At 62.2% G+C, this 15,377-nt stretch carries 19 protein-coding genes; 14 read left to right on the forward strand and 5 right to left on the reverse strand.

All coding sequences use genetic code 11. The annotated features are described in order from the left end of the window. Positions 1 to 59: 59 nt before the first annotated feature. The 7 genes from AC0VX3_RS13245 to AC0VX3_RS13275 all read left to right on the forward strand — a co-directional run bounded on the left by AC0VX3_RS13245 (position 60) and on the right by AC0VX3_RS13275 (position 5,855). Positions 60 to 1,232 (forward strand): isovaleryl-CoA dehydrogenase, encoded by a 1,173-nt coding sequence (locus AC0VX3_RS13245; RefSeq protein ID WP_475525076.1) that lies wholly within the window; start codon positions 60 to 62, stop codon positions 1,230 to 1,232. A 21-nt stretch (positions 1,233 to 1,253) separates the two neighbouring features. Further along, on the forward strand, positions 1,254 to 1,637 hold the full coding sequence (locus AC0VX3_RS13250; RefSeq protein WP_475525077.1) for a cupin domain-containing protein: 384 nt from the start codon (positions 1,254 to 1,256) through the stop codon (positions 1,635 to 1,637). 65 nt (positions 1,638 to 1,702) lie between these two features. Further along, the gene (locus AC0VX3_RS13255; protein WP_475525078.1) at positions 1,703 to 2,392 is read left to right on the forward strand and encodes an SDR family NAD(P)-dependent oxidoreductase; all 690 of its coding nucleotides are present in this window, start codon (positions 1,703 to 1,705) and stop codon (positions 2,390 to 2,392) included. A gap of 84 nt (positions 2,393 to 2,476) precedes the next feature. After that, on the forward strand, positions 2,477 to 3,439 hold the full coding sequence (locus tag AC0VX3_RS13260) for an agmatinase (RefSeq protein ID WP_475525079.1): 963 nt from the start codon (positions 2,477 to 2,479) through the stop codon (positions 3,437 to 3,439). Between the two features lie 247 nt (positions 3,440 to 3,686). Then, positions 3,687 to 4,130 carry an ACT domain-containing protein gene (locus AC0VX3_RS13265; RefSeq protein WP_475525080.1) on the forward strand — a complete coding sequence of 148 codons (444 nt, stop codon included), beginning with the start codon at positions 3,687 to 3,689 and terminating at the stop codon, positions 4,128 to 4,130. A 75-nt stretch (positions 4,131 to 4,205) separates the two neighbouring features. Further along, a complete protein-coding gene (locus tag AC0VX3_RS13270; RefSeq protein WP_475525081.1) occupies positions 4,206 to 5,057 on the forward strand; it encodes an adenylate/guanylate cyclase domain-containing protein in 852 nt (283 codons plus the stop codon). A 183-nt stretch (positions 5,058 to 5,240) separates the two neighbouring features. After that, the gene (locus tag AC0VX3_RS13275) at positions 5,241 to 5,855 is read left to right on the forward strand and encodes an ATP-dependent Clp protease proteolytic subunit (RefSeq protein ID WP_475525082.1); all 615 of its coding nucleotides are present in this window, start codon (positions 5,241 to 5,243) and stop codon (positions 5,853 to 5,855) included. Positions 5,856 to 5,942: 87 nt separating this feature from the next. Here AC0VX3_RS13275 and AC0VX3_RS13280 read toward each other — a convergent pair whose 3' ends face one another. Further along, the gene (locus AC0VX3_RS13280; protein WP_475525083.1) at positions 5,943 to 6,347 is read right to left on the reverse strand and encodes a globin domain-containing protein; all 405 of its coding nucleotides are present in this window, start codon (positions 6,345 to 6,347) and stop codon (positions 5,943 to 5,945) included. A 299-nt stretch (positions 6,348 to 6,646) separates the two neighbouring features. Between AC0VX3_RS13280 and AC0VX3_RS13285 the strand changes: the two genes are divergently transcribed. Together AC0VX3_RS13285 and AC0VX3_RS13290 are read left to right on the forward strand one after the other, a co-directional pair. Then, positions 6,647 to 7,537, forward strand: coding sequence for a YdcF family protein (locus tag AC0VX3_RS13285; protein WP_475525084.1), 891 nt, complete (start codon positions 6,647 to 6,649; stop codon positions 7,535 to 7,537). A gap of 104 nt (positions 7,538 to 7,641) precedes the next feature. After that, complete coding sequence (locus AC0VX3_RS13290) at positions 7,642 to 8,889, forward strand: adenylate/guanylate cyclase domain-containing protein (RefSeq protein WP_342892545.1); 1,248 nt, start codon at positions 7,642 to 7,644, stop codon at positions 8,887 to 8,889. On the opposite strand, the gene AC0VX3_RS13295 is transcribed toward AC0VX3_RS13290, so the two are convergent. Further along, entirely contained in the window at positions 8,775 to 9,530 is a 756-nt protein-coding gene (locus AC0VX3_RS13295) for a DUF599 domain-containing protein (RefSeq protein ID WP_475525085.1), read from the reverse strand. The two genes, AC0VX3_RS13290 and AC0VX3_RS13295, sit on opposite strands and share 115 nt — an antisense overlap. 392 nt (positions 9,531 to 9,922) lie before the next feature. Between AC0VX3_RS13295 and AC0VX3_RS13300 the strand changes: the two genes are divergently transcribed. Continuing rightward, a complete protein-coding gene (locus tag AC0VX3_RS13300) occupies positions 9,923 to 10,057 on the forward strand; it encodes a hypothetical protein (protein ID WP_342892547.1) in 135 nt (44 codons plus the stop codon). A gap of 95 nt (positions 10,058 to 10,152) precedes the next feature. Here AC0VX3_RS13300 and AC0VX3_RS13305 read toward each other — a convergent pair whose 3' ends face one another. Further along, a complete protein-coding gene (locus tag AC0VX3_RS13305; protein WP_475525086.1) occupies positions 10,153 to 10,692 on the reverse strand; it encodes a hypothetical protein in 540 nt (179 codons plus the stop codon). Between the two features lie 284 nt (positions 10,693 to 10,976). Continuing rightward, positions 10,977 to 11,861 (reverse strand): SDR family NAD(P)-dependent oxidoreductase, encoded by an 885-nt coding sequence (locus AC0VX3_RS13310; protein WP_475525087.1) that lies wholly within the window; start codon positions 11,859 to 11,861, stop codon positions 10,977 to 10,979. A 183-nt stretch (positions 11,862 to 12,044) separates the two neighbouring features. Here AC0VX3_RS13310 and AC0VX3_RS13315 point away from each other — a divergent pair, with 183 nt between their 5' ends. Then, on the forward strand, positions 12,045 to 12,479 hold the full coding sequence (locus AC0VX3_RS13315; RefSeq protein WP_475525088.1) for a DUF1489 family protein: 435 nt from the start codon (positions 12,045 to 12,047) through the stop codon (positions 12,477 to 12,479). On the opposite strand, the gene AC0VX3_RS13320 is transcribed toward AC0VX3_RS13315, so the two are convergent. Beyond that, positions 12,476 to 13,096, reverse strand: coding sequence for a TetR/AcrR family transcriptional regulator (locus tag AC0VX3_RS13320; RefSeq protein ID WP_475525089.1), 621 nt, complete (start codon positions 13,094 to 13,096; stop codon positions 12,476 to 12,478). The genes AC0VX3_RS13315 and AC0VX3_RS13320 overlap by 4 nt on opposite strands. Positions 13,097 to 13,175: 79 nt before the next feature. Here AC0VX3_RS13320 and AC0VX3_RS13325 point away from each other — a divergent pair, with 79 nt between their 5' ends. The 3 genes from AC0VX3_RS13325 to AC0VX3_RS13335 all read left to right on the forward strand — a co-directional run bounded on the left by AC0VX3_RS13325 (position 13,176) and on the right by AC0VX3_RS13335 (position 15,367). Next, positions 13,176 to 13,826, forward strand: coding sequence for a DUF2306 domain-containing protein (locus AC0VX3_RS13325; RefSeq protein WP_475525090.1), 651 nt, complete (start codon positions 13,176 to 13,178; stop codon positions 13,824 to 13,826). Between the two features lie 93 nt (positions 13,827 to 13,919). Beyond that, positions 13,920 to 14,663, forward strand: coding sequence for a vWA domain-containing protein (locus AC0VX3_RS13330; protein ID WP_475525091.1), 744 nt, complete (start codon positions 13,920 to 13,922; stop codon positions 14,661 to 14,663). Then, entirely contained in the window at positions 14,660 to 15,367 is a 708-nt protein-coding gene (locus AC0VX3_RS13335) for a DnaJ domain-containing protein (protein ID WP_475525092.1), read from the forward strand. The genes AC0VX3_RS13330 and AC0VX3_RS13335 overlap by 4 nt, the downstream gene beginning before the upstream one ends. Positions 15,368 to 15,377: the final 10 nt, after the last annotated feature.

A 15,377-nucleotide genomic window follows, 5' to 3' on the forward strand; every position in this document is an offset into this window, starting at 1 on the left:
CGCAGAATTTTTTGATTGAAATATGTGCTCCCGGTTCGGGGAGCCCGGGAGGAAACACCATGATCCGCAATGATTTTCCGTCTTTCAACTTCGACCTCGGTGAGACTGCCGACATGTTGCGAGACACGGTCCGTTCATACAGCCAGGACAGGATCGCCCCGCTGGCCGAGAAGATCGACCGCGAGGACTGGTTTCCGCGCGAGCTCTGGCCGGAAATGGGCGAGCTCGGCCTGCACGGAATCACCGTGGAAGAGGAATGGGGCGGCTCCGGGCTCGGCTACCTGGAACACTGCATCGCCATGGAAGAGGTCAGCCGCGCCTCGGCGTCCATCGGGCTGAGCTACGGTGCCCACTCCAACCTGTGCGTCAACCAGATGCGCCGCTGGGGCAGTGACGACCAGAAGAAGCGCTACCTGGAAAAGCTGGTGACGGGTGAACACCTGGGGGCCCTGGCCATGTCGGAGCCGGGCGCCGGGTCGGATGTCGTCTCCATGAAACTGAGGGCCGACAAGAAGGGTGACCGCTACATTCTCAACGGGTCCAAGATGTGGATTACCAACGGCCCGTCCGCCGACACCCTGATCATCTACGCCAAGACCGACCCGGACGCCGGCCCGAAGGGCATTACCGCGTTCCTGGTGGAAAAGGGTTTTCCGGGCTTTTCAGTGGCCCAAAAGCTCGACAAGCTCGGCATGCGCGGCTCGGAGACGGGGGAGCTTGTCTTTCGGGATTGCGAAGTGCCCGAAGAGAACGTGCTTGGCGAGGTCGGCAAGGGCGTCAACGTGCTGATGTCCGGACTGGATTATGAACGGGCGGTTCTGGCTGCGGGGGCCGTCGGCATCATGCAGGCGGCGATGGATGTGGTGATCCCGTATGTCCACGACCGCGAGCAGTTTGGCCAGCCGATCGGCACGTTCCAGCTTGTCCAGGGCAAGGTTGCCGACATGTATGTCTCGATGAACGCCACCAAGTCCTACGTCTATGCAGTCGCCAGGGCCTGTGACCGGGGCGAGACCACCCGCGAGGATTCAGCCGGTGCGATCCTGTATGCTGCCGAGAACGCGACCAAGACAGCCCTTGATGCCATCCAGCTTCTCGGTGGTAACGGCTACATCAACGAATATCCGACCGGCAGGCTGCTCAGGGACGCCAAGCTCTACGAAATCGGTGCCGGAACGTCTGAAATTCGCCGTATGCTGATCGGCCGGGAGATCTTCAACAAGACGGCATGAGCCGGCGCAATCGAGGCCAACATGAAACAGACCAGAGTTCCGGACCATCCGGATGCGAAGTCGCCGGCAGGCGCCGAGATCCGCTTCATCATGGATGGCCCGACGGGCAACATGATCCACTCGACCGTTCCGCCCGGCCAGATCAACCGGGCCACCCGGCACGAGACCGTTTACGAGTTCTGGCACGTGCTTGAGGGCAAGGGGCAGATCTGGCGGAGCGACGGGGTGAACGAGAGCGTCGTCGACCTGGAGAGCGGTGTGTCCATCGACATTCAGGCGGGCACGGCGTTTCAGTACCGCAACACCGGCGCTGCTCCCTTGAAATTCATCTGTATCTCGATGCCGCCGTGGCCCGGCGACACGGAAGCGACGTTCGTCGAAGGGCCGTGGCAGCCGACCATCTGACACGCCTTGAGATCCTCCGGCCGGCCTGATGCGTAAGGTTGACAGACAAGAACCAGGGGGAAGCGATGACGACGATCGCGGTTGTAACGGGTGCCAGTGGCGGGATCGGATCCGCCATCCGAAGCGTTCTGGAACGCTCTGGCGACTATGACAGTGTCATCGGCTTCAGCCGGTCCTCCGAGCCTGCGCTGGATCTGCTTGACGAGACCAGTATCCGGGAGTGCGCCGCACTGGCAGGAAACGCCGGGGGAACCATCAGGCTCGTCTTCGACGCCACGGGTGCGCTGGCGCTGGATGGGTCGCGCCCGGAAAAGAGCCTGCGCGAACTCGATCCGGTGGCACTGGCGCGGTCCTTCGCAGTGAATGCCATCGGACCGGCGTTGCTGATGAAACATTTCCTGCCGCTGTTGCCGAAGTCCGGTCGAAGCGTCTTTGCCACGCTGTCGGCCCGGGTCGGCTCGATCGGCGACAACAGGCTCGGCGGCTGGTACGCCTACAGGGCGTCAAAGGCCGGGCTTAATCAACTGGTGCATACGGCTGCGGTTGAATTGGCGCGCGGCAAACCGGAGGCGGTCTGCGTGGCGCTGCATCCAGGCACCGTCCGCACGCCGCTGACGGAGGGATTCGCCAAGAACGGGCTGGAAGTGCAGGAACCCGAGCAGTCCGCGCGGCGGCTGCTTGATGTTGTCCGGGGTCTTGAGCCCGCGCAATCGGGTGGATTTTTCGATCAGCAGGGTGACATCATCCCCTGGTAGCGGCGGGTGATTGAATTTTCATCCCGGCGCGGTTTGAATGAGGCCATCATTTCCCGGGTTTGCTGCCCTGTCGAGGATAACACCATGTCCGACGCCTTTTTCCATCCCGTTTCCGGTTTCGATCTGCCGCGTTTTGCCGGCGTGCCGACCTTCATGCGCCTACCGCATGTGGATCTGGACCATCCGCGCCTGGAGGATGTGCGCATCGGCCTGATCGGGACGCCCTGGGATGGCGGCACCACCAATCGGCCGGGACCCCGGCACGGACCGCGCCAGTTGCGCGACATGTCGACAATGATCCGGGCCGGCAACGGGGCAACGGGCGTCAGGCCGTTCGAACTTGTCAATTGCGCGGATCTCGGCGATGTCGGACCCAATCCCGCCAGTATCGAGGACAGCCTCACACGCATCACCGAGTTTTTCGACAAGGTGGTGGCCGCCGGCATCATACCGCTGACTGCCGGAGGCGATCATCTGTGTTCGCTGCCGATCCTGCGGTCTCTGGCGAAGAAGCGGCCGCTCGGCATGATCCATTTCGACAGTCACACGGATCTCTACAAGAGCTATTTCGGCGGCATGCTCTATACGCATGGTACGCCCTTCCGCCGGGCGGTGGAAGAGGGGCTTCTGGATCCCAAGCGCGTCGTCCAGATCGGTATACGCGGCACCGCCTATGACAGCGAAGACAGGGATTTCGCCGACAGCGTCGGCATTCGGGTGATCCCGATAGAGGAGTTTCACGCCAGGGGAGCGGAGGATGTCATGACGGAGGCACGGGGGATCGTCGGCGAGGCAGACACCTATGTCTCCTACGACATCGACTTTGTCGATCCGGCCTTTGCCCCGGGAACGGGGACACCGGAGGTCGGCGGGCCGAATTCCTTCCAGGCTCTCCAGGTTGCCCGGCTGCTCGAGGGTGTCAGGATCGCCGGCGCGGATCTTGTCGAGGTCTCGCCGCCTTTCGACGCCAGCGGCGGCACGGCCTTCCTCGGTGTGTCCATCATGTTCGAGATGCTGTGCAACATGGCGGTGTCGGCGACATCATAGCTTCGGCTGTCCTCCGGGGGCGCGGTTTGCGGCCGGACCAGCGTGCTCTTCAGCGGGATATATTGCCGCCGGAGGAAAAAAGATGTTCTTCTTTCCGGCAAGGGAGACCCTTGCCGAGGTCTGCCGGAACTGCGCGGTTTGAAACGCTGAACCCGGCTGATGGCGCAGGTGCTGGAAGCAGGTATTGTATTTGCCCGTGCGAACGGCGCCCGCTGATGCGCAAGCCCCTGAAGGAATGGACCCGATCATGTCCGGTGAGACCGACCTGAACACCCTGATCGCGCAAATGCGGCCGATGCTGGATCCGGTCCCCTACGTGTTCTGTACCTTTGCGACGAAATCCATGACGGAGCTGGCGCTCTGCGAGCCGATCGGCCTGTTCGCCGAGACGGAAGGCCTGACCGCGCTGCTGCCGGTCGAGCAGGCGCGCGGCCTGGGGCTCGCGGAGGCGGAGTGGTTTCGCAGGATCACGCTGACGGTGCATTCCTCCCTGGACGCCGTCGGGCTGACCGCCTCCGTGGCTGCTGCGCTCGCCGACAGGGGCATCCCCGCAAATGTCGTCGCGGCCTATTTTCATGATCATGTTTTCGTGCCGGAAGAGCGCGCGGAGGAGGCCATGTCTGTCCTGCGGCACCTTGCCGGAGACGATCAGGACGCGTCCGTGATCGGTTCCGGTGGGGGGCTAACTTGAAATTTCCAAGGTTTTTTCCTTGCAATTTGCGGTGCGCCTTCCCATTCCTAAGCTTGAGCAATCAGGGGTAAGAGCATGCAACGGGTCAAGCGGCGTCTTGCGGCGATCATGTGCGCGGACGTTGCACAGTATTCCGCGCTGATGGAGCGGGATGAAGACGGCACGCTAGATCGCCTGAAAGCCTATCGCACGGTGATGTCATCGCTGACCGACCGGCACAACGGACGGATCGTCAATACCTGGGGCGATGCGGTCATCATCGAATTCGCTTCCGTGACGGAAGCCGTGCAATGCGCCGTCGATATCCAGAACGAGCTGTCACTTCGCAACGCCGAGCTGCCCGACCTCAACCGGATGGAATTCCGTGTCGGCATCAATCTCGGCGACATCATGGTCGAGGGCGACGATATCTACGGTGACGGCGTGAATGTCGCGGCCCGGCTTCAGGAGCTTGCACCGAGGGGCGGGATCATGCTGTCCCAGTCGGTTCACGAGCAGGTCCGGACCAAGATGGCGCTGGGCTTCGATCCGCTGGGGCCCCAGCACGTCAAGAATGTCAGCGAACCGGTTGAGACTTTCGCCGTCCGGCTCGGTGGCAGAAATGCGCCGGAGAAGGCGGATGAACACGCCGGCGCAGCCGGAGACGGTCCGCAGCAAGGAACGGCACCTCCCAATTGGGAAAAGGATACCAAGGCGGTCGCCAACGGTTTTGAGGAGGCGCGCCGCTGGCTGCGCGCCCAACCAAGGCGCGTGCGCAGCTGCGTGTTCATGATCGGCTTCTTCTTCGTGCTCAATTTGCTGACATCCGGGCTGACGTCCCTGTGGTTCGTATGGCCGTCGCTGCCCTTCGCGATGATGCTGGTCTGGCATCTGTTCGTCGGGCGCCGTGAAAAGGCGCTTGACGAACAGACACAGCAGGGCGACTGACCGCACGGTCCGGTCCGTTGCCAATCTGCTAACTCTTTTCGCGCTATTGAGGGCCTCAGCATTTGCGAGCGTCCGTCACATCGCTTACACATGAATCAACGCAGGGATGGCGGGTCCGTCCGCCACCCCTTCCAGAATGCCGGCCTTGCCGGTCCCAACAGCCAAGGGAGCTTCATCCTGCGCATGAAAAACTATTCGACCACGGTGCCTGCACACCTCGATGATGACGAGGACGAAAAACCCAAGAGCCAGCCGTCGATCCAGGTCGACAAGCATCTGTTCGAAGCGCGCACGGTTCTGATCACCGGTCCGGTGACCCAGGACATGGCGCGCGACGTCTGTGCCCGCCTGCTGGCGCTGGCGCAGGTCTCGAACGATCCCATCACCGTCATCGTGTCGTCCCCGGGCGGACATGTTGAATCCGGTGACATGATCCACGACACCATCAAGTTCATCGCGCCCGAGGTCCGCATTCTGGGCATGGGCTGGGTCGCAAGCGCGGGGGCGCTGATTTACGTTTCCGTTCCCAAGGACAAGCGCTTCTGCACCCCGAACACCCGGTTCCTGCTGCATCAGCCGTCCGGTGGTGCCGGCGGCATGGCCACGGATATCGAAATCCAGGCCAAGGAAATCATCAAGATGCGCGACCGGCTCAACAAGATCTTCGCCGACGCGACCGGTCAGCCGATCGAACGTATCGAGAAAGACACCGATCGTGACTACTGGATGAGCCCGGAAGAAGGGATCGAATACGGTCTTGTCGGGAAAGTCGTCACGAGCGTCGACCAGCTCGGCTGACGCTGCCCGCGTCAGTCCGAACGTGTCATTGCAATAGTCGAGGACGCCGGCCGGTTGGCCGGCGTTTTTGTTGATGCCGGCGCCACGTCAGGCGTTCAGCGGGTCCGGCTCGATCGCATAGACCAGAACCGGTGCAACCGGTTTTGGGTCCAGGACCTGCGGACGAAGCTGGTCCATGAGCTGTCTCAGGGCGTCTTTCTCGTCTTCCGTGGATCTTTCGGTGAACAGCACGGCGACCAGATGGTCGACGAACCGGATATAGACGTCCTCACCGGTGCAAATCGGGGACAGCAGGTCGGCAACGGGCTTGCCGTCGTAGAAAGGCGCACCTCCGGAGAGAAAGATCAGGAACTCGGTCAGGTCATCGGACCGCTCGAATTCCTGGCGAAACGTGGCAAGGTCGAAACACGGGTCCTTGTCCAGCCGCGCGTGCAGGTCCGGCATGGCCTGCATGATCGCCTTGCGGCCGCCGAGTTTCATGTAGAGTGTCATCTGGCTATCCTCGATCGTACCTTCGAAACTATATCGAGAGCCTGCCGCAATCGGGCCAACAGCCCTGTGACCTCGATCACGGTTCGTCCCTTTGCAAAATTCGACAGTGTCATTGTCCGCGATTTGCGGCCCGGGCCGGCAAGGGCCATGGAAGACCCCGCGTCGGGCGCGGAGCACCATGTCCTTGAATTGTGACAACGGATTATCCGTTTTGTGACATTCCCTTTTCCGGCCCGGTGCCGGCCCAACTCCTGGTACAGCGCCTGGTGCGAGGCCTGGCCTGACGCCTGGAGTGCCCCATGTCACGGGCGGTTTTCGCGGTCATAAAACCGTCGGGTTGCCGGGCTCATGTGGCCGCCGGGCTTTACCTGAACGGGATTCGCTGCATGTTCTTTTATCTCTCCAAGATTGGCGGGTTCGTGATCCAGCCGTCCAACTTTCTGCTGGCGCTGATTGTCATCGGCCTGTTGATCAGCGTGCGGAGAAAGTGGCGCCCGGGCGGTCGTGGGCTTGCCTGGGCCGGAGCGATCGGTCTGGTGGTCTGCGGATTTTCACCTGCTGCGAACTGGTTGCTTCTGCCGCTGGAGGACCGGTTTCAGCGGCCCGGGCAGATCGAGGGGTTTGACGGCATCATCGTCCTGGGCGGTGCGGTCGATACGGTCGTGACGGGCGCACGCGGCGACACGGCGCTGACCATGTCGGCCGAGCGCATCACGATTACCGCGCGTCTTGCCACCCGGCTGCCCGATGCGCTGGTGGTCCATACCGGCGGCCGGGGCGTCATCGTGTCCTCCCAGGCCACGGAAGCGGAGGGGGCCGCGCGTCTGTTCCGGGATTTCGGCATTTCGCCGGACAGGATTGTTCTGGAAGATGCTTCCAGAAATACCTGGGAGAATGCGGTGCTGGCAAAGGACCTGGTCAGGCCGGAAGCGGGGCAGACATGGCTTCTGGTCACCTCCGCCTATCACATGCCAAGGGCCATGGGGGTGTTTGAACAGGCCGGCTGGACCGGCGTTACCGCCTATCCCGTCGACTACAGGACAAGGGGCCCGGAAGACAGGATGCTCGGTTTCGATGGCGCGTCGAAAGGTCTGAGGCGGTTCGATATCGCGTTTCGCGAATGGGTCGGGCTGGCTGTATATCGGCTGACGGGCCGGAGCACGGCGTTCTTTCCCCACCCCCGGGCCTGAAAATCCGTTTCACTCTTTACCATCATGTGAACAACCGCCTCTTTTACCGGCCGGTTGCTTACCCCATATTAGGCCTGATTTAAGAGACAAGAGGACGTGGGCAAATGGTCCTGGAAGCGCCGCTCGTTGCGGCAGACGTTGTGCAATGGCTGTATAGCGATGCACCCCAGCTCAAGGGGACGCTGGAGATCATCACCGAACTCGGGCAGCGTCTGCGCGCCGGAAAGGTGCCGGTTGACCGTGTCACCACCGGGATCTGGGTGGTGCATCCGAATGTGCGCGCGGAAGCCTCCATCTGGTCGAGCGACGGCACGCCGGAACTGGTGCTCTACACAGCCGACAGCAAAACAAAAGACGACTATGTGAAGAGCCCGGTGAAGCGCGTGCATGAAAGCCGGCAGCCTGTGCGCATCGCGATCGAGCGGGACCCTGCAGCTGCGGATGAATACCCGGTCGGGGCGGAAATGCGCGAGGAAGGCTATACGGACTATATCGCCTTGCCGATGCCGTTTTCGGACGGGTCGGTCAAATTCGCGAGCTTTGCCACCAAAACACCCGGCGGATTTTCGAATTCCCATGTCGGCGTCTTCGATTCACTGATCCGTCCGCTGGCCCTGGTGTGCGAGTTGAAGACGCTCCGCCGGACGGCGGAAACCGTCCTGAACACCTACGTCGGCCCCAGGGCCGGATCCAAGGTTCTGGACGGCACGACACGGCGCGGGGAGGGGGAGTGGATCAAGGCGGTGGTCTCCTTTGCCGATATTCGCGGTTTCACCCGCTTGTCCAACACGCTGCCGGCCGACAAGATCGTCCTGTTCCTGAACAAGTATTTCGGGGCCATGACGGCGGCTGTCGAGGCACATGGCGGCGAAGTGCTGAAATTCATCGGTGACGAGGTCATGGCGATCTTTCCGTACCAGTCAGACGAGGAGGCCGGCCAGGCGGCCCTCCGGGGGCTGATGGCGGCGCGCGAAACCCTGTCCCGGATCGCCGAAATCAACTCGGACAAGACCTGCATGGAGACCCCGGACATGAGCGTCGGCATCGCGCTGCACGCCGGCGATGTCTTTTACGGCAATGTCGGCAGCGAGACCCGGCTCGATTTCACCGTGGTCGGACCCGTGGTCAATCTTGCATCCCGCATCGCCGGACTGGCCAAGGATCTGGAACGGCAAGTTCTGGTCTCTGATGCCATCGCGGAGATCATGGGGTGCCGGTCTGGGCTTTTCGGCCGCTATCAGGTGAAGGGGTTCGATGATCCTGTCGCGGTGTACTCACCGGATTTGAGCGGAGCCTCGGAGATGGGGTATTGCCCCGACAACACTGCCGAGCGGGCCTTGGAAGCAAACTGACGCCGGAGCAGCACCACAAGCACCGACAGCGTCGCCGCGGAAAAGACGTAAGGACCCGCGAACCAGCCCAGGAAGCCGATCGAGAAGAAAAGCGCGCGCTGGCCGCGGTTGAAATGGCGACCGGCGAGCACATTCAGCTCACCTGCCTGCGCAGCCATCTTCCGGATCTGGTCGTCGCTCGCCCACCCTTTTTCCGGCACGGCGCCCATGATGATGCTGGCATAGTTGAACAGCCTGTAGGCCCAGCCGAACTTGAAAAAGCCGTAGGCGAAGACAAGCATCAGCCCCAGCACCTTGATCTCCCAGAGAGCCCGGTTGTCGGCGACCGGGATCGACAGATCTCCGGCGACCTGGAGAATGCGCTCCGTCGCGTCCAGAAGCGCGAAGCCTCCGCCGATCGCCAGGAGAGACGCGGAGGCGAAAAAGGCCGTTCCCTGCTGAAGTCCGGACATGATGGCCGTGTCCATGATGCGGACTTCGCGCGCGCACATGGAGGACATCCAGCCGCGCCGGTAATTGTCCATGGCGAAGGACAGTGTTTTCTTGCGCAAAGGGCTGACATCAACGACAAGATTGAACCCGAACCAGGCAACCAGAAACCAGGCGGCCGCAGCGAGGTCCAAAAGCGAAAGCGCCTGCATCGCGAACCTTTCCGTTTTCCGGGCGGTCGAATCCTGCCCTCAACTGTCATAACAGAGTTTGGCGGCCCCCATAAGTGACATCGCCGGGGCGAGAGGTTCCGGATCGTGGTCGGCGTAGCTTTGCTGTGCCGACGTGCAACCCCGCGGCGGGAGCGTCGTACCTCCAGCTTGTCGCAATGCAACATATGAACAGAAGCCGGGTTCTGTGTATGGTTGGGTTTCTTTATAAGCATCTGAAAAACATGGAATAAAACAGATCTGCAAAAATGCTGAGGCTGCTGCTCCTTTTTTGCGCTTGCGAATTGGTAAAGGATCGTTTACCTCGTCGCCTCAATGGCGCCATATTTGAATTTGGCTGGGGGCAGGCGCCGATCAAGAAGTGTAGGGATTGAATGGACGAAAACGTGCAGAAATCTTGTTGGAGCGTCACTCTATGGACTGTCGCTGCAGTGGGCATCGCATTGACAATGGTGCTGCTGTTCAACGATGTGGAAAGTGCACAACAAGCCGTTGCCGCCGCTCAATAAGCGCGCGGGACGCTCAGGATACCAAAGGCGCAGCGGATGGCTGCGCCTTTTGTGTTTTTGGAACCCGTGTTCTTCTTCGGCAGGCGCGAACCGTGTCAATCGGATGCTGTTGCCGCGCGCGGGCTGCTCGGCCGGGATGACGGGCCGAACACCTGACGGAACTCCATCTGCCGCACCACTGTCTTGTGTGCGGGCCGGCTGATCAGAAAGCCGGTATAGGCCGCCTGTCCGAGCGGCAGCACGACCAGTTGCACCGCGCCGGCACCGGGCCAGTCCAGATCCGCTCCCCAGGCCGGCACATCGTGCGGGCTGGATTTTCCGAACAGTGCCACGATATCGGCCGAATGGAGCAGCGAGGTTCCATTGGCGTTCCATTGCAGGGCGGCCAGGCCGTCTTCCAGCCGGAACAGCTGAATTTCGGATCCGTTTATCAGGACGTTCAAACCGTCGCCGGCGGTCCTTTCGATCAGGACCGTGGCAACATCCGTGTCCGGGGCGAGCGGCGTCCGGCCCTCGACGGTTTCAACGAACCCACTCGTGTTCACCATCTTGAAAGTTCCGACTGGCGGTTCTTCCCCGGCGACGAGCGGCGTGGAGAGCAGGAAAAACACCAGGAATTGCGTAAACAGTTTCAACGAAGCCGACCTTCAACGAGACAAGGATGCTCCTGAAGACCCGCAAGCCATACGATCCGGTATCGAGGTTCGCCCGACAGGCTGCCGACTGTTGCCGGGCGTGTCGCGGAGGCCGGAACCTGCGTCTGCCACGGCCCACCGACATGGACGATCCGGAAAAGGGACCTTGCTTTCTTCAAGAGCGCTCAGGAGCCGAGGATACCCGGAGAAAGTTTGAGAAAGGATTTAGGAGACCGTGACCCGACCGGGCCGGGCAGATTTCGTCCCGGCGGACCGGTTCGCGTCTATCTTGACAACGCCACGACCAGGTCTTCGACCGCTGAATGGTCCGGCTGCCATCCCGTGATGCGGTGTGTGTGGCTGGTGTCGATGGTTTGCGACAATGCGTAGCCGGCGGTCCAGTCGCTGTCCGGATCGACATCGTTGGCGCCGGGCGCGGTGACGATCTCAAGCGGCCGGCCGTGGCGGGCGGAGATGTGAGATGCCAGATGGCCGACGGAAATGCCGGAAATGCTGGCGGCGATCAGGGAGAGGCGGAATCTCGGCTGCCGCAGCGCCAGCAGATAAAGTTCCGCGAGATCTCCGGTTTCCACAAGCGGCCAGACGGTGTCCGGGGTGGCGCGCGTCTCGAAGGGCCGGCCGGCCTTGAGGGCCTGTGTCATGTCGGCGATCGGCCCTGTTTCCCGGCTGCAGGCAAGCGCGGGGTGGACCACCGCGAGATTAAGATCCGTGCCGTTCGACAGCATGCGGATGGTTTCGCTCATGAACCGGAAGGCGGGCAAGGGCGAAAAGGACGTCTTCTCGGTTATCTTGCGACCGCCTCCGACTGCAGGAAACAGCCAGATCCCGCCGGTATAGATCACCTTCAACGGTTGATGGCGATGTCTTGCCGCCTGTTTCAGGGCGAGCATGCACTGCCGGTCGGTCCGGCCCATGTCACTTGAAAAAGTCGCCCCTGCATGGATCAGCGCGTCGCAGGAGGCGGCCCTGGAGACCCAGCCTTCCGGCGCGCGCAGGTCTCCGGGATAGGCACTCGCACCCAGCGCCCTGAGTTTCGCGGCGGAAGCTTCGGACCGTGCCAGAGCGATGACGCTGGCGCCGTCCCGGACAAGCCGGCGGACCACCTGTGCGCCGATGGTGCCGGTGCCGCCTGTAACAAACACATCCATTGCCAAAGAGAACCTTGTCCGCAGACCCGAGAGCATCATCCGATCATAGCGGTTCATTTGATCGATACAAAAGTGGTCTTTGCGAGGCCGGGTGCGCGCGGTGATGCCGCCACCCCAGGCACAATCCACCGCCATCTGACAGCCCGATCTTGACCTTGCCCGCAGGCCTGCTACGTCACAGGCATGACCTTGCATCTCGTGAAACTGTGTGTGGGAGCCGACAGCGTCGAATCGCTGCAGGCCTGGATCGATTTTCGCATGGACAATGCGGCCCGGACCGGACTGCCGGCGGAATCGGTCCACACCACACGCATGACACCGTCCCGCAGCGAGGAGTTGCTGGATGGCGGGTCGCTCTATTGGGTGATCAAGGGCCGCATTCAGGTGCGGCAGCACCTGATCGACATCCGGCCCTTCACCGATGAGGCGGGGATCAAGCGCTGTGACCTCGTCATGGAGCCCAGGCTGATCCTGACACAGTATCAGCCGAAACGCCCGTTTCAGGGCTGGCGTTATCTCAAGGCCGCGGACGCGCCGGCGGACTTGAAAACCGGCGGTGACGCCCAGCCCATGCCGGATGACATGCGCCGCGACCTGACGGATCTCTGCCTGCTTTAGCGATCATTTCCGCGCCCGGTTTCCAATGCTCTGTCGAGGTGCTCGAGCAGGAGATCCAGTTTCGGCCAGCTGTCGCGAAATCTCGGGCTGTCGGCCTTGCGTGTCATGGTCAGGTGCGCATAGCCGTGCACGACGGACCAGACCAGGATTTCGACCTCTTCCGGTTCCGCGCCCGACGGCACGAACGGGGCGCAGGCTTCGCGCAGGATCGCATAGGCATTCGAGGAATGCCGTTCGAACTCATCGTCTTCCTTGTTGAAGCTCTGGCCGGAAAAAATGAACAGAAACAGTTCCGGCTGCGTGCTCGCAAAATCGAGGTAGCCGTGGCAGATCGCGTTCAGCCTGTCCATGGCTGAAGCATCCGCCTGTTCCAGCCGTGCCGTCATGGTCTGGCAGAACACGCTGTAGCCGCGCGCGGCGATGGCGGTGGAAAGGCCGGCCAGATTCTTGAAATGATAGGCCGGGGCCGCGTGTGACACGCCCGCCTGGGCCGCGCATTTCCGCAAGGAAAGACCGTCTGGGCCCCGCTTGCGCAACAGGGCGACGCCCGCATCCACAAGAGCGGTCTTGAGAGTGCCATCCCGGGGGCGGCGCGCGGGCGAAGCGGGTGTTTTCATGAAAGCGTCATCAACGATTGACTTGACAGTGTCAAGTCGCGACTTATCTTGACAGTGTCAAGTTTAATGGAGGTCGGCAATGGAACGGGTGTTGAGGGTTTTCGGTTGGGGCGGTTATCTCGTTGCGGGACTGTTGTCGGTGCTGGTCGCGGCCGTGTCGTACCGATTCGTTCCCGACGGCGTGGCCGTGGCCATGGACCATGTTGCCCATAATCTCGATGGCAACGCCCTGGCACTCTACGCCCATATCGGCCTGGCCCCGATCGCCTTGGCGGTGATGCCGTTCCAGTTCTGGCCGGCTCTCAGGTCGCGGCGGCCCGCGATCCACCGCTGGTTCGGGCGGGTCTATGTCGCCGCGATTCTCGTGTCCGGGCTTGCCGGGCTTCAGCTTGCCTTTCACACCACCGCAGGCAGTTTCGCAGGCATCGGATTCGGTGTGCTGGCGGTGGCATGGCTCGCAACCACGGCAACAGCCCTTGTGTTTGCCTTGCGCAGGGAAGTCTCCCGTCACGCGGCCTGGATGATGCGTTCGGCAGCGCTGACTTTTGCTGCGGTGACACTGCGTCTTTATCTGGGCATGTCCATGGCATTCGGGGCCGACATTGAGGTGGCCTATCCCGTGATTGCCTGGGCCTGCTGGGTACCGAACGCCCTTGCCGTCGAGCTCTATCTCCGGATTGCGCGCCCGTTGAAGGCCCGGCGCCAAGGCGCGGTTGCCATCGCGAATTGATCCGCACGTGTGCGGCACCGCCGCACGTGCGCTTGCCAAACCGGGCTGACGGTCCCAATTTGAGGGTCAGCGATTGGCAGGAGGACAGCGGCCGTGGTGGCACCAACGGGCAAGAGTACAAAGGTACCGTTCATTCGGCAGGACCAGAGGCCCGACACGCAATCCGCGGCTTCGGATGTGGCGGCCTTTCTGGACAAGGTGCGGGCGACGCCGGATACCGGACAGGGTGGGCGGCTGATCTTCGCGCTTGATGCGACCATGAGCCGTCAGCCGGCCTGGGATCAGGCCTGCCATATCCAGTCGGAGATGTTCCGGGAGGCCGGCAAGATCTCGGGACTGCAGATCAAGCTGGTCTATTTCCGGGGGTTCGGGGAATGCAGGGCATCGCGATGGTTTGCGGACGGCGACGAGCTTGCCACCGTCATGAGCCGCATTTCCTGCCAGGGCGGGCGCACCCAGATCGGCAAGGTTCTGTCGGCGGCCCTGAAGTCCGCCGACGCGGAGAAGGTTGCCGCACTTGTCTATGTGGGCGATTGCATGGAAGAAGACGTTGATGACCTGTGCGACAAGGCCGGGCGGCTGGGTCTTCTCGGCGTGCCGATGTTCCTGTTTCAGGAAGGGCGCGACAGCGTCGCTGAACGGGCCTTCCGGGAAATGGCAAGGCTGACCCGCGGTGCCTATTGCCGGTTCGAGCCGGGTGCGGAACGCCAACTGGCCGAACTGCTCAAGGCCGTCGCCGTTTTTGCGGCTGGCGGGCGAGACGCTCTTGTGGCACTGGAGAAGAAAGGCGGGCACAGTGCACGCCTCCTGTTGGAACAGATCAAGCCTGCCAAATGATTTATCTGCTTATCGGCCTGATACTGCTCTCGGCGCTGTTGCTGCTCGCGAACCGCTTTGTCACCGCGAACCCGGCGGCCCTTGCAAGCGGGCTGCGCACCCTGGCGGGCGTGTTTCTGCTCGGTCTGGCCGCCGTGTTCGCCCTGACCGGCCGGGTGATCCTGGCGATCCCGCTGCTGGGGCTCGGCCTGTCGGTGCTGGGCTTTGCCGGGTTGAGCCGGCTGGGGAGAGGCTACAATCCGAAAAAGGCATCGGGACAACGATCCCGGGTCCGCACCGCAATGGTGGAAATGGAACTGGACCATGACACGGGCGCCATGTCCGGAACGGTCCTGGTCGGCGGCCATCAGGGGCGCGAGCTCGATGACCTGAGTGAGCCGGAACTGGAACAGTTCTGGCAGGAGACTGCCCAGGACGGCCAGAGCCGGCAGTTAGTCGAAGCTTATCTCGACCGCCGGCTTGCCGACTGGCGAGAACACTTCCAGCCGGATGGAACAGATCGGCAGGGAAGCGCGCCTGGCCCGGGCCCCATGACAGATGAGGAGGCCTACCAGATCCTGGGGCTTTCGAGTGAGGCCGGGGACGCGGAAATTCGAGCCGCGCACCGTCGGTTGATGATGCGGGTCCATCCCGATCAGGGAGGCTCCGGTTTCCTCGCGGCGAAAATCAACGAGGCTAAAGACACGCTTCTCAGAAGACATTGACGGATCCGTT

It is taken from the genome of Roseibium sp. QJM3NY_11 (assembly GCF_056173175.1).